This is a genomic window from Ruegeria sp. CDSA246 (genome assembly GCF_059611225.1).
In genome coordinates, this window is sequence record NZ_JBXWPD010000007.1 from 1 (window position 1) to 22,284 (window position 22,284).

Annotated in this window: 19 protein-coding genes and 1 pseudogene; 14 read left to right on the forward strand and 6 right to left on the reverse strand. The window is 55.0% G+C overall.

Going from position 1 to position 22,284, the window contains the following annotated elements; translation table 11 throughout:
• Positions 1 to 428 precede the first annotated feature (428 nt).
• Positions 429 to 941 (forward strand): carboxymuconolactone decarboxylase family protein, encoded by a 513-nt coding sequence (locus AC2FI9_RS10140; RefSeq protein WP_496767320.1) that lies wholly within the window; start codon positions 429 to 431, stop codon positions 939 to 941.
• A 110-nt stretch (positions 942 to 1,051) separates the two neighbouring features.
• Here AC2FI9_RS10140 and AC2FI9_RS10145 read toward each other — a convergent pair whose 3' ends face one another.
• Together AC2FI9_RS10145 and AC2FI9_RS10150 are read right to left on the reverse strand one after the other, a co-directional pair.
• A complete protein-coding gene (locus AC2FI9_RS10145; RefSeq protein ID WP_496767322.1) occupies positions 1,052 to 1,477 on the reverse strand; it encodes an acyl-CoA thioesterase in 426 nt (141 codons plus the stop codon).
• 215 nt (positions 1,478 to 1,692) lie between these two features.
• The gene (locus tag AC2FI9_RS10150; RefSeq protein ID WP_496767324.1) at positions 1,693 to 2,571 is read right to left on the reverse strand and encodes a LysR family transcriptional regulator; all 879 of its coding nucleotides are present in this window, start codon (positions 2,569 to 2,571) and stop codon (positions 1,693 to 1,695) included.
• A 75-nt stretch (positions 2,572 to 2,646) separates the two neighbouring features.
• Between AC2FI9_RS10150 and AC2FI9_RS10155 the strand changes: the two genes are divergently transcribed.
• Complete coding sequence (locus tag AC2FI9_RS10155) at positions 2,647 to 3,564, forward strand: DMT family transporter (protein WP_496767326.1); 918 nt, start codon at positions 2,647 to 2,649, stop codon at positions 3,562 to 3,564.
• 208 nt (positions 3,565 to 3,772) lie between these two features.
• Here AC2FI9_RS10155 and AC2FI9_RS10160 read toward each other — a convergent pair whose 3' ends face one another.
• From AC2FI9_RS10160 to AC2FI9_RS10175, 4 genes are all read right to left on the reverse strand, one after another.
• Positions 3,773 to 4,552 carry an IclR family transcriptional regulator gene (locus AC2FI9_RS10160; RefSeq protein ID WP_496739001.1) on the reverse strand — a complete coding sequence of 260 codons (780 nt, stop codon included), beginning with the start codon at positions 4,550 to 4,552 and terminating at the stop codon, positions 3,773 to 3,775.
• Positions 4,553 to 4,563: 11 nt separating this feature from the next.
• Positions 4,564 to 5,922 (reverse strand): TRAP transporter large permease, encoded by a 1,359-nt coding sequence (locus tag AC2FI9_RS10165; RefSeq protein WP_170561336.1) that lies wholly within the window; start codon positions 5,920 to 5,922, stop codon positions 4,564 to 4,566.
• Complete coding sequence (locus AC2FI9_RS10170; RefSeq protein WP_496725939.1) at positions 5,922 to 6,587, reverse strand: TRAP transporter small permease; 666 nt, start codon at positions 6,585 to 6,587, stop codon at positions 5,922 to 5,924. The genes AC2FI9_RS10165 and AC2FI9_RS10170 overlap by 1 nt, the downstream gene beginning before the upstream one ends.
• Positions 6,588 to 6,653: 66 nt before the next feature.
• The gene (locus AC2FI9_RS10175; protein ID WP_496725938.1) at positions 6,654 to 7,892 is read right to left on the reverse strand and encodes a TRAP transporter substrate-binding protein; all 1,239 of its coding nucleotides are present in this window, start codon (positions 7,890 to 7,892) and stop codon (positions 6,654 to 6,656) included.
• A gap of 109 nt (positions 7,893 to 8,001) precedes the next feature.
• On the opposite strand from AC2FI9_RS10175, the gene AC2FI9_RS10180 reads away from it, so the two are divergent.
• The 12 genes and pseudogenes from AC2FI9_RS10180 (at position 8,002) to AC2FI9_RS10235 (ending at position 22,278) form a co-directional block, all read left to right on the forward strand.
• Complete coding sequence (locus AC2FI9_RS10180; RefSeq protein ID WP_496767328.1) at positions 8,002 to 9,597, forward strand: GMC family oxidoreductase; 1,596 nt, start codon at positions 8,002 to 8,004, stop codon at positions 9,595 to 9,597.
• A gap of 785 nt (positions 9,598 to 10,382) precedes the next feature.
• Entirely contained in the window at positions 10,383 to 11,252 is an 870-nt protein-coding gene (locus AC2FI9_RS10185) for an AfsR/SARP family transcriptional regulator (protein ID WP_496767329.1), read from the forward strand.
• Positions 11,253 to 11,570: 318 nt separating this feature from the next.
• Positions 11,571 to 12,503, forward strand: a complete 933-nt coding sequence (locus AC2FI9_RS10190; protein WP_496767331.1) for a hypothetical protein — start codon at positions 11,571 to 11,573, stop codon at positions 12,501 to 12,503.
• Entirely contained in the window at positions 12,500 to 12,991 is a 492-nt protein-coding gene (locus tag AC2FI9_RS10195) for a hypothetical protein (protein WP_496725934.1), read from the forward strand. Before AC2FI9_RS10190 ends, AC2FI9_RS10195 begins: the two co-directional genes overlap by 4 nt.
• Complete coding sequence (locus AC2FI9_RS10200) at positions 12,988 to 13,803, forward strand: hypothetical protein (protein ID WP_496725933.1); 816 nt, start codon at positions 12,988 to 12,990, stop codon at positions 13,801 to 13,803. The genes AC2FI9_RS10195 and AC2FI9_RS10200 overlap by 4 nt, the downstream gene beginning before the upstream one ends.
• 12 nt (positions 13,804 to 13,815) lie before the next feature.
• Positions 13,816 to 14,217, forward strand: coding sequence for a hypothetical protein (locus AC2FI9_RS10205; RefSeq protein ID WP_496767340.1), 402 nt, complete (start codon positions 13,816 to 13,818; stop codon positions 14,215 to 14,217).
• Between the two features lie 216 nt (positions 14,218 to 14,433).
• Positions 14,434 to 14,901, forward strand: coding sequence for a helix-hairpin-helix domain-containing protein (locus AC2FI9_RS10210; protein WP_496767342.1), 468 nt, complete (start codon positions 14,434 to 14,436; stop codon positions 14,899 to 14,901).
• Between the two features lie 2 nt (positions 14,902 to 14,903).
• Positions 14,904 to 16,664 carry a S8 family serine peptidase gene (locus tag AC2FI9_RS10215; protein ID WP_496767344.1) on the forward strand — a complete coding sequence of 587 codons (1,761 nt, stop codon included), beginning with the start codon at positions 14,904 to 14,906 and terminating at the stop codon, positions 16,662 to 16,664.
• 101 nt (positions 16,665 to 16,765) lie between these two features.
• Positions 16,766 to 18,001 (forward strand): tyrosinase family protein, encoded by a 1,236-nt coding sequence (locus AC2FI9_RS10220; RefSeq protein WP_496767346.1) that lies wholly within the window; start codon positions 16,766 to 16,768, stop codon positions 17,999 to 18,001.
• Positions 18,002 to 18,030: 29 nt separating this feature from the next.
• Positions 18,031 to 18,120: pseudogene (locus AC2FI9_RS10225) on the forward strand (IS5/IS1182 family transposase); the annotation flags it as partial.
• Between the two features lie 706 nt (positions 18,121 to 18,826).
• On the forward strand, positions 18,827 to 19,576 hold the full coding sequence (locus AC2FI9_RS10230) for a Tll0287-like domain-containing protein (protein ID WP_496725928.1): 750 nt from the start codon (positions 18,827 to 18,829) through the stop codon (positions 19,574 to 19,576).
• 101 nt (positions 19,577 to 19,677) lie between these two features.
• Positions 19,678 to 22,278, forward strand: a complete 2,601-nt coding sequence (locus AC2FI9_RS10235; protein ID WP_496767348.1) for a response regulator — start codon at positions 19,678 to 19,680, stop codon at positions 22,276 to 22,278.
• The last annotated feature ends 6 nt before the right edge of the window (positions 22,279 to 22,284 follow it).

Below are 22,284 nucleotides of genomic sequence, written 5' to 3' on the forward strand. Positions count from 1 at the left end.
GCAGATCGCCTTGGCCCTGGACAATCTGGAAGCCGTAATCAAAGGCGCCGGCATGGATCTGAGCAATGTCGTCAAGTAGTCAACAATAAGGAGGGCCGATGTCCGCTATGCGGAGAGGCTGTGTGAAAACTCGGGCCCACGAACTCTCTCGTCGCGCTCGTTTTCAGCGCCTGTGCGAATGGTCTCTCATAAGCGCGAGAGAATGCACATAAAAGGAGTTTTCGGCATGTTTCGCCGAACGGTCAGAGTTTTCACACAGCCTCCGGACTAAGCAGTCATTTGTCGATCAAGCGAATACTGTTAGACTTAAATCCATGCGGCCATCCGGGCAACACGTACGCCTAGGCATCATTGTTTTTAGAGGTCATCAATTGAAGAGGCTATTTCCATCCCTTCCCGAGGACGCAACGCTTGGCAGCGTCTTTCAAATGTTTCCGGACAAACTTTCACTCTGGTGCCAGTACGAGAGCCTTGTGATGCGAGGAGCGAGTGAGCTTTCCGCCTCCGAACGAGAGTTAATTGCTGCATACGTTTCCGGGTTGAATGCCTGCTCCTATTGTCACGATGCGCATACTGTATTTGCCCACGCCTACGGCATTGATCCAAAACTGGTTGAAGCGCTGATGGAAAACCTTCATTCAGCGCCCGTCGATCAACGATTCAAGCCCGTCCTGGCTTTTGTAAAAAAGCTCACGCTATCGCCTTCCCGTATGACCGAGGCGGACGCACGGGCAGTCTATGAAGCCGGGTGGTCGGAGAGTGCGTTGTTTGATGCGGTACAGGTTTGTGGTGTGTTCAACTTGGTGAACCGCCTAGTTGAGGGGACAGGTATAAGCAAAGTTGCTCGGGACCCTGAAACGATTGATGGGGAAACCGTCGCAAAGTTGACCAGTACGTCATTCTATACTGACTTCGGCAGGGCCAACGGGCTCGATGTGTGACCAAATGGGTTGGCTTGGGGCTCCGAACCGGAGCTTTGAGAAAACCCAACCGTACGTGATGCGAGTCCAGCAAAGGATGCAAAGTTCGGTAGTGCCGATGGTTCAGAAGTTTATGTCTCTGGTTCCAACCAATGTGCCGCTGTTAAACGGACCTCGTCTGGAATCTCAGCAGCTCTCCGGGTCTCTAGGCTCAATAGAACACATTTGAAAACTGTCTCGAAAGCGATGGTTTCTCCTTCTGACCTGATAAGCTGATGTCTAAATGTCATAGACTTGGAGCCAATCTCGATGACAGATGTCTCCAACCTTATCGCATCACCTGCAGACAGTTCGGCACGAAAGTCGCTTTGTGCGTTGACGACGGCAAATGAAAGTCGTCGACCGTCTCGCATATCATTTGCCGTCAGTCCCATTTCCGATTGGATGGCAAAAACACCGTCTGAGCAGGCAGCAAAGTAACGGGACACGTTCATGTGACCGAGAGAATCACAGTCAGACGGGTCAACTACAGAGCGAAAGGAAATCATCGCTGGCATCAACTCACTCCCAGATATAGTTCGGGGATCATACAGTCCTGGAGGCCTCCGACAAAGATCAGTTCTGGGCTCACAGCAGACATTCGATAGTCAACAATGAGGAACACCGATGTCCGCTGTGCTGGGCAAACCTCTAGTTCACGAGGTGTTTTCTTATGTTCGAATTGAATCAAAAGTTCAAATCGCGACGTCGCTTCTTTCTTTTGTACACGTCGTCAAAAATCGTCTCTACTTTTTTCTACGACCTCAACAAAAGCGACCGCCGCAGGGGATGGCGTTGCGTGCGGATGCATCGCAAGACCAATTTTTCGTGTCCTGACTGAATTCAGCGGTTTGCTGACCCAGCCCTCTTTACCATTCGTTGGCGGCAACGCCATCTCGGCCACGACCGAGACGCCCTGGTTGCGTGCCACCATGGTCAAAGTACTTAGCATCTGCGATGTCCGATACCGCACATTTGGACTAAGACGGGCCTGCGTGAACAAACGGCGAATGATCCGGGCAGAACCCGATTCCGGCATGATGAATGGCATTTCGCACAGTTGCTCCAATCGGATTGAAGATTGCATGGCCAAAGCACTGTCAGCGGCAACCAAGGCGACAAACTGGTCCTGTGCCACAGGCCAGGTCCGGAAGCGTTCATCTGGTAACACGACAAAACCAAGATCAATGCGCCGGTCTTCGATCCAACGGATAATCTCATCGTCAGCGGCTTCTTCAACCAGTACTTCGATACCAGGATGGGCTGCATGAAATGCTTCAAGAAGGCGCGGCAATATCTGCAATGATGACGTTGCACCAAAAGACCCAATGCGCAGTCTGCCGGTCTGCACTCCACGATACTCCGAGGCCTCCTGATGCATAGCGTCGGCTAGCCCAAGAATTTCGCGTGCGCGGGATAGAAGTCGTTCGCCCAACGGGGTCAGTTCGATTGGGGATACGGTGCGATTAAAAAGCGTGATGCCAAGCTCATCCTCAAGACTCTTGAGGGCATGAGACACTGCGGGCTGACTTATCCCAAGTCGCAATGCAGCAGCCGTAAACCCGCGCGTTTCGGCAAGAGTGACAAAAATATCAAGCTGACCAAAAGTCATAAGTAGATACTCATTTGACTATAACATAGTATAACTGAAATTCGGCATGGGCAATCCGATGTTTTAGGTGTTTCCATGTCCCAAGCCCTGTCATATCCCATAGCGTCGCAGAACGCTTTGCTTTACGTCCGGCTCTCAATGGTGGCCTTCCTGTGGGGCGGCACATTTGTTGCCGGCCGCGTCGTTTCGGGTGAAATGCCCCCTCTGGTCGCGGCAACCGCTCGGTTTGGCCTGGCATCTCTGGTATTGCTTTATCTTGTCTGGAAAGCGGAAGGTGGTTTGCCTCGCCTCACTTGGCGGCAGAGCGTGTTGATGGGGCTTCTCGGACTGTCCGGCGTCTGCCTTTACAACCTGTTCTTCTTTGCCGCTCTGGCTGAGATGCCAGCTTCGCGAACGGCACTGTTTGTTGCCTTCAATCCGATAGCCGTGGCTCTAGTCGGGGTACTGATCGCGCAACGGCTCCTACCGATTGGGCAAGTTGCCGGGATTTGTGTGGCACTAGCCGGGGCCGTGATCGTGATTAGCGGAGGGGACGTTGCCGGACTGATGACTGACGTCCGGCAGAGTTTTGGGCAGGGAGAACTGTTCATGCTGGCAGCGGTGGGTAGTTGGGTGGGCTATACGCTTCTTGGACGCAAAGCTCTAGGAAGCCTCTCGCCACTGGCGGCAACCACTTGGGCTGCGCTGATCGGGTTTTTACTTCTGGCATTGGGGTTGCCGTTGGCCGGTCCCGTGCAAGTGCCTCAGTTGCCCACGTTCACCTGCACTTTGGCCATCATCTATCTGGCCATTGGTGGAACAGTCGTGCCATTTGTTTGGTACTATCGGGGGGTACACTCGCTTGGACCTGAGCGTACGGCAGTATTCACCAATCTCGTCCCCGTCTTCGGGGTAGCCCTTGGGGCGGCTATCTTGCGCGAACCGGTTGAGGTTTCCATGCTGGTGGGCGGTGCGCTGGTGATAGCCGGAGTTTCACTCACCAACCGAGGATGACATTATATATGCCAAGAAACAGGCGGCTAGACAGTTTTTCGTAGATTGATTGCTGGCTGTCGCAGCGGACCTCAACGTGTTCAAACATCCGGGGCAATAACGGTAGATCGTTGCTTGGCCGAGGGCCGAAATCTCCCAAAGGGTAATTGGCAGAAGAAACGATCAGATTTGTGTCGCTTCAAAGGGCAGCTTAAATCCCGACGCTTTTCTATGACGAAAGCAATCCCGATAATTTGCTTGCTCCAAACTGCAAGAGCGACAGAAACTGCACTAAACTTTGCATTTCGTGACGCTGGGTTGGCGCGTGAACAGACAATGTTGCCACAAGCCGATTGTGTTTATCCAGGACGGGGACAGCTATTGCGGTCATCCCGGGCATGAATTCCTCGTCGTCCGTTGAGTATCCTTTTTGGGCGATACCCAAGATTTCTGCGCGCAATGCTTCTGGGTCAGTTATTGTTTTTTGGGTGTTCGGGTTCAGCTTACGGGCGGAAAGAAACCCATCCAGCGTGTTTTGACGAAGCGTGGACAGGTACATCTTTCCGCTGGCAGTGCAATGAAACGGAACCTGAGTGCCAATCGGCAATTGAATCCTCAAGGGCCATTCCGTTTCCACCCGGTCCAGATAAATCATTCCTTCCCGATCCGGGATGGCGAGGTTGCAGGTTTCGCCAATTTCGTCGGCGACGCCCCGAAGGATCGCGAGACGAGCAGTTCGAAGATGCTCCGATGACACCGTGTTTACCGAAAGCTCTCGCAACCGTGGTCCGGGTCCATACGATCGGCCATCGAGGTCTCGTTGAAGGAACCCTTCGGCCTCGGCCGTTTGCAGCAACCGATGGACCGTTGGTTTTGCCAGACCCAATGATTCAATCAGGTCTGACGGTTTGACTGCGACACCGCGCCTTGCAACCTCTTCAAGGAGAAATAGCAAACGCAGGTTCGTCGGGATTTGGGTTTCTTTCTCTCGTGTATCTGCGTTTGCCATTCCGCTAAACTCTAGTTGTTTGGCAGAAGTATCAAGGCCAGATCAGGCACCAGAGAAACCAAAATCCATACAGAGAGCAGAGCCACAAGGTACGGAACGGTGTAGCGCAGCAACCGGAAGTACGGCACGCCTGTCACACCTGACGCAACATAGAGGTTCAGACCATAAGGCGGCGTGATAAACCCAATCGATGCACCCACAAGGAAGATCACCGAAAAGTGGATCGGGTCCACACCCACCGACGCAGCAATTGGTGCGAGGATCGGCGCAAGGATAATCGTCACGGGCAAGCTTTCCAGCACCATGCCTGAGAAGAAGACAATGACCATCGATGTGAACAGAACCGCGTAATATCCCCCCATCGAAGTCACGAAATCTCCGATCGTTTGTTGTGCGCCAAGCAACGACAAGATCTGTTGCATGACAACCGAGATCGCAATCAGAGGGGCCAGAATGCCGGTGATCTGGGCCGAACGGATCACGATCGAAGGTATCTCAGGGATCGTAAATCCTTCTACGACGAACATTTCAGCAAAGCTCTTTTCGGTGGGTGAAACATCGTCGCGCGCACCCATTATTCTGTTGATCGGATAACTGACCAATCCGGCGATCACACAGAAGCCAACTGTGACGCCCGCAGCCTCGGTGGGGGAGAATTTGCCAGTATAAATGCCCCAAAGCACAAGCCCGATGGCAAAGAACCCAAGCCAGGCGCCAAAGGCGGTTTTTAGGATCCGGTTCAGTTGCAGCGGGATCAGGTGGCCCCAGCCGTTGATCCGGCAAATGATCCAGCATGCAAACTGCATGCCAAAGACCATCAGCGCGCCAGGCAGGATACCGGCGACAAACAGCTCGGAAATAGGAAGGTTCATCAAGAACCCGTAGACGATAAAGATGATGGATGGCGGGATGATGATCCCGACCGTACCGCCCGCCGCCGCCGTGGCCGCGCTAAAGCGTTCGTCGTAGCCGCCTTTAACCATCTCAGGGTGCAGCATTGAACCGATGGTTGCGGTCGTTGCAGAGTTCGACCCGGAAATCGCCGCAAACAATCCACATGCCCCAAGCGATGCCATAGCCAGCCCGCCGCGTATCCAGCCTAAACAGGAATAGGCAAAATCACTCAGCCGCCGCGCGATCCCCGACTTGTTGATTAGGTCCCCGGTCAGGATGAACAGCGGCATCGCCAACAGGGCGAAGCCTTTGTTGAACACGTTCAGCAGCTCTGCACCCATGTTGTCGAGTGTCAGGCCCAGAACGAATGAGCATCCGATCACCCAGTATCCGATGACAAGCAGTACCGGTACGCCCAACATGAACAGAAACGTCACGCCCAGCGAAATAAGTGTAACTAAAGTTCCGTCTGTCATCAGTCTGCCCCTATCACGGCCTGCTTGATCAGCGGCTCTCCGGTTTTCCAGTTGTGCAAGTCGTCAGCAAGGTTTTGAAACACTCGGCCAACCATCAGAAAGAAGGACACGGGCGCGGCCAACAGAAACCACCACTGCATGATGTTGTCTGTCCCAAGCACGATCTGGAAGTTCGAGGCCGACAGCGCCACGAGGCGTGTTGTGGTCACGATGACGATTACTGCAAAGATGAACCACAAAATGGCATCCAAAAACAAACACGCCAGTTGACCGCCGCGTGGCATCGCGGTGCGAAACTCGCTGAAGCTAAGATGCGTGCGCAGGCGGACATTATAGGACGCACCAAACCAGGCCATTATCATGAACAGAAGCGGAGGAATGGTGGTGGACCAGGGTTCCTGGTCGTTGAAGACAAAGCGGTCAATCACACCCCAAAAGATGATCAGCGCAATGGCCAGATAGGAATAGACCATGATCGACCGTTCGAAGTGGCGTTCAACAAAGGGCACTTTGCGATAGATCAGCATCACGAGAAAACCGCCGAGCGCAGCGGCAACAGTGCCGACAACCCAGGCGGCGTCAGATTCCAATGCGGATTGGATTTCGAATGAATCGCGAGTGAGCAAGGCGCTGAAAATTGCCCCGATATCTGCCCAAAATGACATGAACCCCGTCCTCCCAGTCGGTGTTTAGAGAAACCGGCCCACGAGGGGCCGGTTCGAAATGTTAGATCAGGCCGCGCCTTTCCACCAACGGCGGGGCTCAACGTTTTCGGGCAGTGTGTCTGCCGGAATTTCGCGCGCGATGTCGTAGATTTCCTGATAGGTGTCGATGCCACCGGCCCATTTGTTCAGTCGCTCACGCCACTGCGCCCATGGTTCAGGATTGAAGTTCGGCGCGCACATCTCTTCGGCCAGCTTGATCTGATCGTCAGCCAGGAACGCCGCACGAACACCGTTTTCGGCAAAGATCGTGTTGGGCAGCTGCGGATCCGAGAAACCGACCGTGTTCAGCAGTGCAGCTTCGTTCGCACCCTGAATAAGGGCCTGTGTGAAATAGGACGATTCCATAACGGCGTCCTGCAGCTCTCCACCTAGTCCGTCGAACACCTTGGCTGACATCGACGTGTGTTCGGTTCCGCAGAAGAACTTGAGGTTCACAGATTGGGAAACGACCGGAGCCATGTTCGCGTATGCAACGGCTGATGCCCAGGTCTCCGCCCCGTCAATCAGGCCGGTTTTTAGGGCATCCAGGGTTTCTTCCCACGCCACCGGTACCGGATTCAGGTTCAGTAGCTGCATGGCGATCCGGCCTAGCTGTGTCCCTGTCACACGGTTCTTTGTCCCGAACAGTTCTTCCAGTTTGGTGACTGTAGGTTTGTCAGAGAAGGTCGAGCCCATTTGCAGGCCGCGCAGTTCACAATGGGTGAACAGGAACTTCAGCCCGTGGCGCTTTTCGAGGGGGTCTCGCAGAATGCGCTGGCTTTCGGGACTGTAGAAGAAATGATATTGGGCCGCCCTGCTGGGGAACATATAGGCATAGTCCAGCACGTTCAGATATGGCGCACCGCCCGCAGAGTTCTGGGTCGACGCCGCATAGATGTCGACGATTCCCTGCTGCGTCTTCTCAACACAACTCAGCTGTCCGCAGATCTGGTTGTCGCCAATGAACTCGATCCGAATCTCACCGTCTGTGCGTTCTTCCAGATCTCGGGCGAATTCGATGGCCCCTGCCCGTTCGATCAGCAGGTTGCGCGTATTGAAACCTGATGCACCGAATTTCAGCGTGTGCTTGGGTTCTTTCGAGAACCTTTTTTCATAAGTTGATTCTGCAGCTTGCGCCAAATTGGCCAAACTCATTGCGCCGCCAAAGCCACCCGCTGCCAGCAGCGTTGAACTCATGCCATAGCGCCCGGCTACACGGAAAAAATCCCGCCGTGAGACACCGCTTAGTTTCTTACCGATCTCCATTGCTTACCTCCCTGATCGCAATTATTGAGACGTTTTGTATCAAAAAATGCTAGTATAGTTCCAGCAATTTGCATAGTGTTTTTTTCAGTTACCTTGGGAGGAGACCGTCATGGAGGTGGATTATGCAGTCGTCGGAGCAGGCTCTTCGGGCTGTGTCATTGCCAATCGGCTAAGCGCTGACCCCAGCACAACAGTGGCATTGTTGGAAGCTGGCGGACCTGACACCAACCCGTGGATTCACATACCGGTTGGATACTTCAAAACCATGCATAACCCTTCATTGGATTGGTGTTACCGCACTGAACCAGATCCGGGTTTGAATGGACGCTCGATCGATTGGCCGCGCGGAAAGGTCCTTGGTGGATCATCCTCGTTGAACGGGCTTTTATATGTTCGCGGTCAGAAAGAGGACTATGACCGCTGGCGTCAGATGGGCAACGTTGGCTGGGGATGGGATGACGTCTTGCCTCTGTTCAAACGCAGCGAGGATCAGGAACGCGGCGAAGACGCGTTTCACGGTACGGGCGGCCCGCTGTCGGTATCCAACATGCGCATTCAGCGACCAATCTGTGACGCCTGGGTCGCCGCCGCCCAAGAGGCGGGTTACCCGTTTAATCCTGACTACAACGGGGCCGATCAGGAAGGCGTTGGCTACTTTCAACTGACCACTCGTAATGGTCGTCGTTGCAGTGCCGCCGTTGCATACCTCAAACCGATCAGGAACAGGCCGAACCTGAACATCATTACCCGAGCATTGGTGACCAAGGTCGAACTGGACGGAAAAAAAGCAACCGGACTTCTTTATCGCGACCGGTCGGGTGAAGTGAAGTTGATCAAAGTGCGCCGCGAAATCATCTTGTCCGGTGGTGCCATCAACTCACCTCAGATTTTGATGTTATCAGGCATCGGAGATCCAGATCATCTGAAGGCCAACGGCATTGAACCCGTTCACTCGCTACCCGGCGTCGGCAAAGGGCTGCAGGATCACTTGCAGGCACGCCTGGTTTTCAAATGCAACGAGCCAACGCTGAATGATGAAGTGCGTAGCCTGTTCAATCAGGCGCGGATCGCGCTGAAATACGCACTATTCCGGGCCGGACCTATGACAATGGCGGCCAGCCTGGCCACCGGATTTCTGAAAACCCGCCCCGAAGTTCAGACTCCTGACATTCAATTCCACGTTCAACCCTGGTCTGCCGACAGCCCCGGAGAGGGCGTGCACCCGTTTTCAGCCTTCACAATGTCCGTCTGTCAGCTGAGGCCGGAAAGCCGCGGAGAACTGCGTCTGGATGGCCCCGATCCGGCCAGTTACGTCAAGATCATTCCAAACTATTTGTCGACGGAAACTGATTGCACAACGATCGTCGACGGCGTGAACATCGCGCGGGACATCGCCCGGCATAATCCACTGGCTTCTAAGATTTCTGAAGAGTTCCGACCAACCTCGGATCTATCGCGCGATGACTATGAAGGCACTCTAAATTGGGCGCGCTCGAATTCTGTCTCAATTTATCACCCGACAGGCACCTGCGCGATGGGCACCTCGGAAAGCTCTGTTGTGGACCCAAACCTGAAGGTCAAAGGGATCGAAAATCTGCGCGTCGCCGATTGCTCAATCATGCCGGAAATCGTCAGCGGCAATACCAATGCGCCAGCGATTATGATCGGAGAAAAAGCCAGTGAGTTGCTTAGCGCAAACAAGTGAGTTTTGGGCACTACGTATCGTTATGCCGGTCCGACATAGGTAAGTTCCGCAAGTTGGGACACGTCGCAGAAATTGGCACAAACACGCACGTTGATCGCGGTACAACGAAAGTCTGCTTTGAATCGTTTAGCTATACGGATCAAAAAGCGGCTTACTTGTTGGACAGAAATACAGAGATGGCATTGAGAATGCCAAGGTCGGCCTTTTGACCAATATGATTGGAAAGTTAGTCACGCTGTACTGCTCAAGATCGACGACAATGGGTAATGGCTGTCTGCAACCGGCTGAGACTTATTTCTTTGGGCCGCGACCGTAGGAAAAGAGCGCGGTTGGAATGTAACAGTTTTTGAAACAAAAGCTGGTGAAACCGAGTTGCGGAATTTCGAGTTTCCTTAACAAGATCAGTATCTGAAATGAGTGAGTTATCGCTGAAGTCAGATTGCAAAATTGATATCGCACAAACTTTACGGTAGGGATGACTACAATAATTGAATGAGGTCTGCAGGTGTCGGGAACCCATCCATCTCCGACTGGTCTCATAAAAAAATTTCCAACAGTCCGGACTATCGAGGGCTGAGGCTTCCGTAAACGTTGCACTCATTTTGACGACGATCCGCAAACATCGTTCAGCTTTGCTTTACTTGGTTTTTTGAAGCCCAGTTCCCAACCAGCATCAGATTGAGTGCCGGAACCAATGGGACATTTGACCTTTGGATATGGCTTCGCTCTCACCGGTTTTTCGCCTCGTTGATAGGTCCGGAGGCAATAAGAAGTAGAGTATTGTCATGTCTGGCATGGTTCGTGTTCTCGGCCGCGTAGAGATACAAGCTCAAGGTGGTGAAAACCTACCAATTACCAGTATCCGCTCGAAAGAGCTGATTGCGGCCTTGGGGAACCGCCCGGGGCATCCGGTTGAGCGCCGTCAGGTGATGTCCTGGATCTGGCCTGACAAGGATCCAGACAAAGCACGGCGCGCGTTGAACACCGAGGTCTGGCGCCTGAAGAAAGTAGTGGAAACGGCAGGTACTGACCCTTCTGCGCTTATTGATTCAACACCTCGAACACTGACTTTGCGCAATGATGCCGGCTATATCGTTGATATCGACATGCTGGCCCAGGGCGGGAACACTGCGCTTGAGAGTCTTCTTGCAGGTGAAATCCAGATCGGGCGTTTTGCAGAAGGGGTGGAAGCTGAATGGGTGGAAGAGTTGCGCCACGAGACGCAGGCGCGGATATTCAGGTTTCTGAAAAAGACGATCGAGGCCGCGTTGGAAACCAATCGACTGGCAGAGGCTCGATGGGTCGCAGAGAAGTTCCAGCGCGACAATCCCTATGACGAGGCCGCGACGCGCTGGCTGATGAAGATTGACATGATGTCTGGCCAGAATGGCAACGCGATCCAGCATTTCAACATACTCAAAACCGTTCTGAGCGATGAGCTTGGTGTCGTCCCGTCACCGGATACGGTGGCTTTGGCGCAAAAGCTTCAATCGGCAGATCTACCGGTGCCCAGGCCAGGTTTCAGGTTTGAGCCGGCAACTGATCCGCGTATCAGAGCGGCCTTGCGGCGCGTTGATGCGCTCCACGGGTTGGTGAGCGAGTTACGGCTAGAGTTGTCAGCGTTGACAGACGAGTTAGACCGCCTGGACGAGTGAAACTGCCCTGGCATACTTTCCAAACCTCTTTTGCTGCGAGATATCGACCCCCACTCACAAATTAAACAACGTCGTCTCGAAGTCGCCAGTGTTGAGGCGATGCAGGCCAGTCCCGAAAAGGCTGATCTGCCTGCTCTGAATGCCTGTGCCAGCGGCCGTGTCCTTTTTTCCGCCCAGCTCCTTCGCTCCCACTGAGGTTTTTTCCCAAACCTCCTTTTGTGATCGTTTGCTTGATTGCGTCGTGATTGGCCTGTGATTGCGCCATGCAATGTCTGGGCAGAACGGCAAACGCTGCGCAAGAGAGCAAGGGTGATCAACATGTCCCGCGATGCACGAAACCGGTTTTGGAATGCACCGGCTGAAGACGATTTTGAAGACTTCTTTGACGAAGAGTTCGCGCCAGAGTTTATCGATGCTGATAGCGCGTTCCCGGAGGAAATGGAAAGCGACGCCGAGTGGGGCGCGATTTTCGACGCAGGCTTCTCGCCGGAAGATGTCGCGCGCGAGGCTTTTGCCGAGATTGCTGATGCCGACGACACCGAGGTCAACGAGTTTCTTTTTCAGATGACCGAAGGCATGAGCCCCGAAGAACTGGAGAGCTTTTGGCGGGGTCTGGCCCGGTTCGGGCGCAAGGCGCTCAAGGTTGCGGCACCAGTCGTACGCACCGTCGCCCCGGTGGTTGGCACAGCGATCGGCGGCCCGATCGGCGGTGCTGTTGGTGGATTGCTTGGTCAGGGCGTAGGCGCACTTGCCGGGCAGCTCGGATCGCGTGGGCGGTCCAGACGTGGGCGCAGACGGCCTTCGCGGCGTGGGCGTTCGGTGATGACGCGCAGACCTGCGCGTGGTCGAGTCCGTCGCGCACGTCCCAGAAGACGCGGACGCCGCAGAGCAGGGTTGGCATCGATCGGTCAGCAGGCAGGAGCCATTCTACGAAATCCACAGATTCAGTCGATTTTGGCGGGCCTCATTGGCGGGCGCTCGCGCGAAGTCGTAGGCCGTTCGGGCGAGACGATGTCTGGACCCGTTGCAATCGCAGGGCTTATTGAAGGGTTGACCGAGGCGCTAAGCGAAGCAGAAGCCGCTGGAATCGACCTTGATGATTTTTCCGCAGATTTCGAAGCGGAGGATTTCGAAAGCGCTGCAGATGCATTTGCGCTTTTGGTGGAAATGATTGGAATTGACGAGGACGCCGGCGAGCGTGCCGGCCCCTGCCCCGAGACCGGTGAAGCCATTTGCCGGTGCAACACATGACCGCGCTCAACGAAATACTGCTAAAGGCGCTGACGAGTTCGGGTGAGATCGACCAGGCAGAGATTCTGGCGCATCTCACCGGGGCTGCTCAGGCAGAACAGCCTCACGAAACGCCTGCAGCTATTGATCTTGATGCTTGGCGCGAAGAGGCTGCCCGATCCGAGAAGGTGATCGAAAGCATGAGTGCACAGCTCGACATGCTGGCCTGTGCCTTAGGCGCGTGCCCGTCATGTTGGGGCGACAGCGAAGACTGCGAAGACTGTGGCGGGCAAGGTGCCGGAAGCCCCGGCACATTCCTACCCGACCCTGATTGTTTCAGGGCTTTGATTGTCCCGGTTCTCGAAGTGATGGTGGACCAAGGAAACCGTCGCCGCCGTCCCAGACGGCGTGCGAGGCGGCGTCCTTCGCCTCACGTCTCCGACAAGGTGGCGCATCCATTGACCATAGACGCCACGGTCATTCAACAGAAGGAAAGGTCTGACCCATGAGCTCATCAGGATTGATGGAACAGGACGATCTTTTGCGATTTGCGCTCGCTCAGAGCCAAGTCGCGGAGTTCGACGACGATGATGATGAAGATTTCGACGATGATGACGAAATGTTCGAGTTCGACGACGACGATGATGAAGATTTCGACGACGATGACGAAATGTTCGAGTTCGACGACGACGATGATGAAGACACCGACATGCTGGACATGGCTGATGACTTCGAAAGCGACGGCGAGGACTTTCCTGAACGCCGTCGCCGCCGTCGCCGCCGCCGTCGCTCCTTCCGTCGCCCGCGATTTCGCAGGTTCAGCCGCCGGCGTCGCATGGGCAAGGTCAAGGGGTCACGCTCGACCACAATGCGTGGGCGAAATGGCCGCCGCATGCGGGTGCGCTTTGGCAAGAGCTTTGCCACATCGGCAGAGGTAAACAAGCTGATCGCTTCTACCAACAAACGGTTTGCAGCCGCCATGAAGGAGCGAAAGGCGAACCACAACGCTCTATCCAAGCGAATAGCGTCTGCCACGAAGAACTTAGACGGCAAGGTTTCGTCGCTGCGCAAGTCGGTCAAGACACTTGAGCGGCAAGCCCAGACTTCCAGCCTCTTGGGGCTGTTAGGTGGTGCACCAAAGGCCGAAAAGATCAAGCTTTCGGGTGCAGCGGCAGGGGCTCTTGCTGGTCAGGAGATCGATGCCGAGATCACGTTCAAGAAGCAGGACATCCTGTTGCCGATCCTGGCTTCCGGCGCGTTTGGCAAGTCAGGCGGCGGGGATGACACGCTGATGTACGCCCTTCTCTTGGGCCGGAACTAAGGGGGTGAACAAATGCGACAGAAAGCACTACTGAATATCGTAGCCACACGCGATCTGATCCCGGATCTAACGACCGAGGCATTTCTGGCCTCCCGTGATGGGGTGCTCGGTGTCATGGGGCTCCAGCGTATCGCAGAAAGCCACGCCGAAGTGACCAAGGCGCGCGACACCGCCCTTGGAGAGGCTTCCAAATGGTACAAGGCATTGGAGAATGGCGTGAGGCTGCTTGAGCAGATGCCCGGTGGCACAGCGGTCACGCCAGCTCAGGTAGATGCGCTTGTTCAGCGGCTCGCTGAAACAGTGGCGCTGGATCCCGACAAACGGCCTGACGGTGTTGGAGATCCAGACGACGACGATCCTCAAAACCCACCTGCTGGTGGCCCCGGAGATTTATCCAATCCCGATCCTGATTGATTATCAAATGCTTTCAGACAGGGCGGCGCTGTCGCCCTGTCTTTCTTTTACGCAGGAGGACCGGCCATGTGCGGGTGTCAGTTGATACGTCTGGAGGATGTTAAACCGGTTGCACGGCACAAGCCCCTGAAACCTGGTGACTTCGGCGGGCCTTTGAAATCGTCGCCGCCAGTGCCCAAACCGCTTCCAAAAGGTCGGTTCTTTAGCTCGGGAAAATTGCCCAGGCCGCGCGCGACGATCGAGGCAGTGGCCACCGCTTTTCGTGCGCGAGAGGCCTTCGCGCGGGTGATGCAGCTTTTTCGTCAGCACAAGATCGAAAACGATGATGTTGACCAGGTGGCCCGCGCCATTTTGGCGGTGCCCGAGATGAGCCGCGACGAGATTGCAAAGACTCTTGGTGTTTCGGTCGATCAGATCGAAGAACTAAGCGCGGGCCTGAAAGCCCACGAAACTGCACTTCATGACGCATTAAAGAGTTTGCGAGCGTCAGAGCATCAGTTGACGACGATTAAAGGGATAGGCCCGAAAATTGCCAAACGGCTTCGGGAACATGGTGTCAAAGACTTGCGCCATCTCGCAGGCATGGACGATGCCGCTGTCGAGGCATTGGATCGGGATATCGATGCGCCCACTCAGGCCAAGAGCTGGCGCAACGAAGCACAGCAGATCCTCGAGGAACCCTAGCCATGGACCCGGCGCTGCGTGAACTTCTGGGCAGCGGGCGGCGGCGCGACAGCGTCGAGGCGATCCTCCGCCTGCACCCTGGAGCCAAAGTGCCAGAGAAATGGGTCAGACCGGTGACACGGTTCGGCGACATTCTGACGGTTCGGCTCAGGCGCGGCGACATTTTCCAAGTTTGGTCGCACCCATCGGTAAAATCACTGAAAGCAGCGCGTGTCTTTGGGCAAAGTCGAGAGACACCTCCAACGCCTGAGGTGTTTTCGCGTACGCGCGCGCCCACCCGTCAGGCCCACCCGCGCCACCGTGGGCAAGGTGTTGTGCTTGGAGTGATCGATTGGGGGTTTGATATTGCTCATCCGGCCTTTCGAGACGCCGCAGGTCAAAGTCGGGTACTGGCATTGTGGGATCAACGTGAACCGTCGCGCGGCGTGCAGCCGAAGCCATACGGATACGGTCGCGTCATTACCCGGCGAGAGATCGACCGAGCACTTACAACGTCTCGGCCCTATGAACGCCTTGACTACCATCCCGGTGACGCGGATCGGGGGCGGGGCGCGCATGGAACGCACGTTGCGGATATTGCTGGCGGTTCGCCGCGTTCAGATGGTGAAGGCGGATTGGCCCCAGAGGCTGATCTGGTGTTCGTACATCTCTCGGCGGCGCGTCTGGGCGGGCTTTCAGATCTTGGAAATTCTGCGCGGATCATCGAAGCGGTGGATTTCATTCGTCGCCTGAGCCGGGGGAGAGGTTGCGTCATTAACATGAGCCTCGGTCGACAGGGAGGAGCAAAGAACGGCACCAGCCTGGTGGAACGTGCACTTGATGCCTTTGTCACTGAGCGGGACGATGCAGCTATTGTGCAATCTGCAGGCAATTATTTCCTGGCCAATTGTCATGCCGCAGGAGTGCTGCCTCCGGGCCATATGCGCTGGATCGGGTGGGATATTTCCCGTCACGACCCAACCGACAATGAGATGGAGATTTTTTATTCGGCGCGCGACCGGATGCGTGTAAGTCTGCGGCCGCCAGGACAAGAGGCGATTACGGTCCCCTTGGGTGACACACGCAGCCTTCGCGACGTATTTGGGCGCGAAATTGCACGGGTTTATCATCGCGCGCTTGAGCCGAACTCGGGTGATCATCACTGCGATATTTTTGTCTACGCGAATGCACCCGGCGGGCGCTGGACAGTGGAAATCAGCGCGGATGTCGTAACCGACGGGCGCTATGACGTCTGGATCGAGCGGGACGGCTCTGGCCCGCGCCGTCAGTCCCGATTGGCCCCCGGCGAGGCCGATCAGACCTGCACCATCGGGTCGATCGCTTCGGGCTACCACTCAATCGTAGTCGGCGCCGCGCAGCAAGGCCGGGTGGGCGCTCGGCCTGCGCGTTTTGCCTCGGCTGGTCCCACCCGCGATGGCCGGACAAAGCCGGACGTTGTGGCACCTGGTGTGGCGGTGCGGGCCGCCCGCAATACACCGCTTGGCGAATCCCACCCGCGACCACGTCATACCCATATGTCTGGCGCAAGCCAGGCTGCCCCGTTTGTCGCGGGTCTTTTGGCAGCCTGTTTATCGGCTGCTGGCCCGGGGCAAGGCATTCACGATTTACGCAGAATGATCATTGGTACCGCCCGCCCGCAAGCGGCGCACAAGCTGGTTGACCGTCTGCGTCTGGGTGCGGGTCTGGTCGATCCGCAAACCGCGCTTCGTGTTGCTGAGCACAGTTCCTCACACCCCATAAGAGACAGAGGATTGGTACGATGAAATATGACAGAAGTTCATTCGGACATCGCAGACGCACCTATCGGCGCGGACGAATGGGAACTGCTGAGGCCGGTGGCCATGCTCATCATGGGGGGCACTCCATGACCTTTTGGGTTGATCCCAATCTTATGCGAGACAGGCCAGCGGAAGTGCGTGGATTTGAAGAATCCGGGCCACGCCAATTTACCCATTCGCGATTCAGAAACGATAGCTTTCTGACCCAGGTCCTGAATGGTCGACGTACCATGCGACGTGGGGCACGAGGCGCGTCTGTTCGCAAGGTACAGCAAGCGCTGATCGATCTTGGTTTCCAACTTAGGTTCGGCGCAGATGGTGATTTCGGGCGCGAAACAGATCGAACTGTCCGGGCTTTCCAGACAAATGTCAGAGCGCACAATTCCAGCTTCCTTGTCGATGGAATCGTGGGCGAGAATACCATTGCGGCCCTTGATGCGGCAATCAATCGCTTGCGGTTGCGAAAGGATGTCACTGCGCTGACCGCGACGGAGCAGGCCGCACTTGCTGGAGCGCTTCAGGCGCTGAATGCTGCGGATGAACGCAGGCAGTTCGTCGTTGACCATGCAAGGAGGGCTATCCATGGAAACGCAGGGTTCCTGCCCTGGCACAGGCAGTTCATCCTGAATTTTGAAAGCCGTCTGCGCCGCCATGATGACCGCGTGTCGCTGCCTTACTGGAACTGGTTCACTGACCCCGGGCAACGCGGAGGTGTGCGTATGTGGAACCGCGCGATGGAGCGCATATTGGGTGGCGATGGAGATCGGACCAGACCGGGGAATCGCCGCATCGGCTTTCCTGTCGTGTCAGGACCAATTGGGAGTGGATGGTCAAGCTTCACCGCGACTGGATCAGTCGATGAACCTTTTCTGCGAAGGGTATTTGGGGAACATCGCGGACGACCAAGCGGAGGCGTAACCCGCGCCCGTGTGATGCGGGAAAGAGTGTACGACGTGACGCCATTCGACTCGAGCGACCGACGCGGCTTTCGGCATGTTCTTGAATTTGGCCCGCATGGCGCCGGGCATATGTGGACCGGCGGGCAAATGGCCGATATCACACTGTCGCCAAATGACCCGGCGTTCTTCTTCCATCACTGCATGGTGGACAAAGTCTGGGCGGACTGGCAAGCGGGGAAACCGGCGGCTGCGGGCTATTTACCCAATACTCCTGTGGGTTCGGTGCCGGGGCGGAACACTTCTATGGAGGTGTTTGAAACCAATCGGCCAAGCCCTGGCAGCGTGACGCCTGCAGCGACACTGGATCTCACCAACCAAAGCGATAATCTGGGAAATACAGGGCTCTTGGTTCGGTACGTGTGAAAGCCGCATTGAGTTCTTGGATTATGTATTGGAGGCGAATGGCAACCCGCTATGCCCGGTGCACCAAAACCTTCTTTTCTGCTATCGCTCTCGCGGCAACCGTCATCTATTGGGCATGACGATTGATCGTAGTACGTCGAATGTGTCTTGAGTTCAGGATGCTGCACCGTGGGCCAACGTTCGACATGGAAACAAAAGCATGGGTCCAAGCCTCCAGTTGAACCCTGCCGCCTCTTCGGACACGCCCCACAGCTTTGTTATGACCGCTTATTCGTCAGCGTGGGGATGCAGAGTGCCTTTACCCTCTTGAAATCAAGCCGGAAAGCGATGCGGTGCGATTTAGCTTTTTTGATTTCGTTGCATATTCAGTAACCGATGAAATGTTTGCTCAACATTGCGATCATGAAGATTCTGAGGGTGATTGGCTTCAAATCTTTTCGAAGTCGTTCTTCATAGAATTTGTGGAACGAAGTACTTGGGCGACGCCAGAATTCCCCGGCAAATTGACACACTATCAGATCAATACACTTGATCACACGATTAACATCGCAACGCGCTACTCTCCTGAAATTCTCAAATTTGCACATTGAGGCAAGGTAAGTTCGGACCCGGTGCAGACGTTCACCAAATTTCGCTCACCATCTGATTTGCGGGCAACGTTGTTTGGCGTACCAGCGGCGCGGTTACCAGATCGACCGTCGCCTATTACAATCCAATTTTGGCTGTACAAATTCGGGCGGGCCGAATTCCTAGGACAGTTTGGAGTTTTTTTGCTACCCTAGCTTATTGTCACTGCACTTGGCTTTGCGTGGGGGCGCTGGTCTATTGAAAAAACCAATTTTTACAGCAGCGGTCATTTTGAGTACATTTTGTCCGCTTAGTTCAGATGATGTAGCGGCGGAAACCGCAGAAGAAGTTGAGACGGGCAACCGACTAGCAGCGGTGTTGCGAGCCGGTAGAAGTGTCGTGTCGAACAGTCAGGACCTAATCAACAATCCGGATGTCACGGACAAAGGGCTGTCCGGTGAAGTGTTTTACGAGAAAGTTATTGAGGCCTACTCGGAGGCTAACGGTGAACCACCGCTGCATGATGGGCTGGACCCACTAGAGCGTAAACTTACAGAAACGCAGCTGGACGCTATGGTCACGGTAATCGACGCAAACCAAGAGATAATAAATGCCGAGGGAGTGGCATTTAAAGGATTTATTCCAGCCGTATTTGCGCGGCTGGTAAATGAACAGTTCGCAGATGAAATTGGCACGTCTGCTGTGGTCAAGGTAACGGCGCCCTCGGAACTTGTCCGCAATCGCATGGCCCGTCCGGATTCCTGGGAAAACGCGATCATCGAGGAAAAGTTCAAGGACTCCTCTTGGGCCGAAGGGCAGCCATTTTTCGAAGAAACTGACGTTTCAGGAACACCCGCTTTCCGTATGCTGATCCCCGAATACTACTCTGAGTCCTGTCTTTCATGCCACGGATCGCCAGCGGGTGAAACGGATGTGACCGGTTTCCCAAAGGAAGGTGGGCAACTTGGGGATCTGGCAGGTGCAATCAGCATAACCCTTTTTAGATGAAACAAGATTCTGGTTTGAGTAACAATTGGAAGTGGGTGTCCGAAAACACTATTCCGGTGCGCATTGGGTCACTGTCAGCGCTATTGTTAACCGCTTTGGTCGTGAGCACCATTGTGATGGTCTACGATCTGGCGCGTAACCAAGCCCGCATACAAGACGCAAATACTGAGTTTCACCGGCTGGAAGTAGCTGGCCAGGCCGACCGTCATTTTGGCGAGATGAGGTATTGGCTGACGGATCTTTCTGTCAGTTTACTGACCCTTTCGGAGCGGCGCGCCAACGAAGCAAGGACGATGCTCAATAGCAGCCTCGAACAGCTCGCCGCTTTTGCACCAAAGTCCGCAGCCAGTGTACAAGAGCAGGCAAACTCCTACTACGAAACTTCTATGCAAGCAGCCGATGCTTACACAGATGGTAACCGGGTGCTGGGAAACACTCTACTGGCACAGGCCCGAGTGGCCAGTGATGCCGTCGACAAGACGTTGACGCAATTGGTCGATGACCTATCTGAAAGCGCCGACCGAACCAGAAATGAAGCAACGGTTGCCGCCAAGGCTGCGATGAACCGAGCGATCATTGCGTGTGTCGTCATTGTGATATTGGGAGCGCTTCTTACGTGGCGCGCTCTGAGGTCGATCGTTGTGCCGCTGCATGCAATCAACATCGCGATTTCAGGACTGATCCGGGGTGAACGGGATGTTACTCTGCCGCCCGAAGGCCCTGATGAGCTGGGCCGGATGTCCCAAGCGCTAAGAGCGCTTCGCGACAGCCAGGACAAACGGCGCGAACTAGAAGAAGAAGCGCGTGCGCAGCGCAATACGATTCTGACAGCAATTGAAACAATTCCAGACGGATTTGCGTTGTTCGACAACGAAGACCAACTCATACTCTTCAATGACCGGTTCCGCAGCATTTTTGCACATGTAGACGACATACTTGGGCCGGGCACGCGGTTCGAGGATATCTTGCGGCTGCAACTGGAACGAAAATCGGTTGATACCGATGGTGTGCCTGACGAAGAGTGGATTAGCAGCCGGCTTGCACGACATCGCAGGCCTGACGGAGATCGCCAAGAAGTCTTGCTGGGTGGCGCATGGATTCAGGTGTCAAAACGCCAGACCCCCGACGGGGGCACGGTCGCTGTTTACAGCGATATTTCTGACCTTAAGTCCAAACAGGAACAACTTGAAGAAGCCAACGCGCAGGCGATCGCTGCCAGCTCTGCAAAAAGCCAGTTCCTGGCTTCCATGAGCCACGAGTTGCGCACTCCTTTGAACGCGATCATCGGTTATAGCGAAATGCTGTCCGAGGATGCGCAGGACATGGGATTCGAGACTGCGACGGATGACCTGGAGAAGATCATGGCATCCGGGCGACATCTGCTCTCGCTCATCAATGACGTTCTTGATCTGTCCAAGATCGAAGCGGGCAAAATGGAAATGTACCCGGAACGCTTCGCACTGCGGCCCTTGTTGGACGAAGTCGCGTCGACCGTGGTTCCCTTGATGAGCAAGAACAGAAATGAACTGGTTCTCTCTTGTGATCTCGCAGACACTGACGAGATCGAAACTGATAAAACCAAGCTCCGGCAGAACCTTTTCAACCTGTTGTCCAACGCGGCGAAGTTCACCGAAGGTGGTAAGATTGAGCTTCTCGTCTCTAAACTCCGGAAAAATGATACAGATTTCTTTCGATTTGCGGTGCGAGATCAAGGTATCGGAATGACGCCGCAGCAACGCGACAAGCTGTTCCAAGCGTTCGTGCAAGCTGATCAGTCTACTACGCGGAATTTCGGAGGCACAGGGCTAGGGCTCGCCATTGCGCAGGAATTTACGCGTATGATGGGCGGGCATATTACTGTCGATAGCAAAGAGGGTGTTGGATCGACCTTCTCTTTCGAAATCCCAGCCCGCTACGATACCATTTCTACGTCGACTAACGAATACAGCGAAACGTCACCGGACACTGCTTTGGGCCGCGTTCTGATAGTGGATGATGAAGAAGACGCACGGAACGCGGTGGCAAAAATCGTGCGCGAGGAGGGGTATGATGTCTTGCTGGCATCGAACGCAGCGGCGGGCATGGAAATCGCGCGCTCGCAAAAGCCTGACGTCATTCTTCTGGACGTTATCATGCCTGAACGCGACGGCTGGTCTATGTTGAAGGAACTCAAGGCAGACTCGAAGCTGTGCGAAACGCCCGTTGTCCTAGCCACGATTGTCGCGGATCGCGACATGGGCCTTGCCTTCGGAGCGATCGAACACCTAATTAAACCAATTGATCCAGCGCGGCTGATCGCAACGTTGGATGCTATCGCCTCCGGACGCGACAAGGACGTGCTGATCGTTGACGACGATATGTCAACGCGAAACCTGTTTCGCCGCATCCTAACGCGCAACGGATGGACGATACGCGAGGCGGCAGACGGTCACGGCGCGCTCAGCCAATTGAAATCCAAAAGACCGACACTGATGGTATTGGACATTATGATGCCGAATGTGGACGGTTTCGATGTTCTCAAAACGGTTCGCACAACTGATGAGCTTGCAGATTTGCCGGTTATCGTAGCCACGTCCAAGGACCTGACGCGGGACGAACTGGATTGGTTGAAAGCCCATTCAGATGAGGTCATCCGCAAAGGAGATACCGGTCGAGGTGATCTGATTGCGGCACTGAAACGCCAGTTACAAGATTATTCATAAGTCGGA

What these genes read in the sequence shown, in the direction of transcription:
- AC2FI9_RS10195 (WP_496725934.1), top strand. Translation starts at nt 12,500, where the DNA reads ATGACCGCGCTCAACGAAATACTGCTAAAGGCGCTGACGAGTTCGGGT.
- AC2FI9_RS10145 (WP_496767322.1), bottom strand. Translation starts at nt 1,477, where the DNA reads ATGCCAGCGATGATTTCCTTTCGCTCTGTAGTTGACCCGTCTGACTGT.
- AC2FI9_RS10160 (WP_496739001.1), bottom strand. Translation starts at nt 4,552, where the DNA reads ATGGCAAACGCAGATACACGAGAGAAAGAAACCCAAATCCCGACGAAC.
- AC2FI9_RS10190 (WP_496767331.1), top strand. Translation starts at nt 11,571, where the DNA reads ATGTCCCGCGATGCACGAAACCGGTTTTGGAATGCACCGGCTGAAGAC.
- AC2FI9_RS10180 (WP_496767328.1), top strand. Translation starts at nt 8,002, where the DNA reads ATGGAGGTGGATTATGCAGTCGTCGGAGCAGGCTCTTCGGGCTGTGTC.
- AC2FI9_RS10200 (WP_496725933.1), top strand. Translation starts at nt 12,988, where the DNA reads ATGAGCTCATCAGGATTGATGGAACAGGACGATCTTTTGCGATTTGCG.
- AC2FI9_RS10170 (WP_496725939.1), bottom strand. Translation starts at nt 6,587, where the DNA reads ATGTCATTTTGGGCAGATATCGGGGCAATTTTCAGCGCCTTGCTCACT.
- AC2FI9_RS10150 (WP_496767324.1), bottom strand. Translation starts at nt 2,571, where the DNA reads ATGACTTTTGGTCAGCTTGATATTTTTGTCACTCTTGCCGAAACGCGC.
- AC2FI9_RS10175 (WP_496725938.1), bottom strand. Translation starts at nt 7,892, where the DNA reads ATGGAGATCGGTAAGAAACTAAGCGGTGTCTCACGGCGGGATTTTTTC.
- AC2FI9_RS10205 (WP_496767340.1), top strand. Translation starts at nt 13,816, where the DNA reads ATGCGACAGAAAGCACTACTGAATATCGTAGCCACACGCGATCTGATC.
- AC2FI9_RS10185 (WP_496767329.1), top strand. Translation starts at nt 10,383, where the DNA reads ATGTCTGGCATGGTTCGTGTTCTCGGCCGCGTAGAGATACAAGCTCAA.
- AC2FI9_RS10140 (WP_496767320.1), top strand. Translation starts at nt 429, where the DNA reads ATGTTTCCGGACAAACTTTCACTCTGGTGCCAGTACGAGAGCCTTGTG.
- AC2FI9_RS10215 (WP_496767344.1), top strand. Translation starts at nt 14,904, where the DNA reads ATGGACCCGGCGCTGCGTGAACTTCTGGGCAGCGGGCGGCGGCGCGAC.
- AC2FI9_RS10165 (WP_170561336.1), bottom strand. Translation starts at nt 5,922, where the DNA reads ATGACAGACGGAACTTTAGTTACACTTATTTCGCTGGGCGTGACGTTT.
- AC2FI9_RS10220 (WP_496767346.1), top strand. Translation starts at nt 16,766, where the DNA reads ATGACCTTTTGGGTTGATCCCAATCTTATGCGAGACAGGCCAGCGGAA.
- AC2FI9_RS10155 (WP_496767326.1), top strand. Translation starts at nt 2,647, where the DNA reads ATGTCCCAAGCCCTGTCATATCCCATAGCGTCGCAGAACGCTTTGCTT.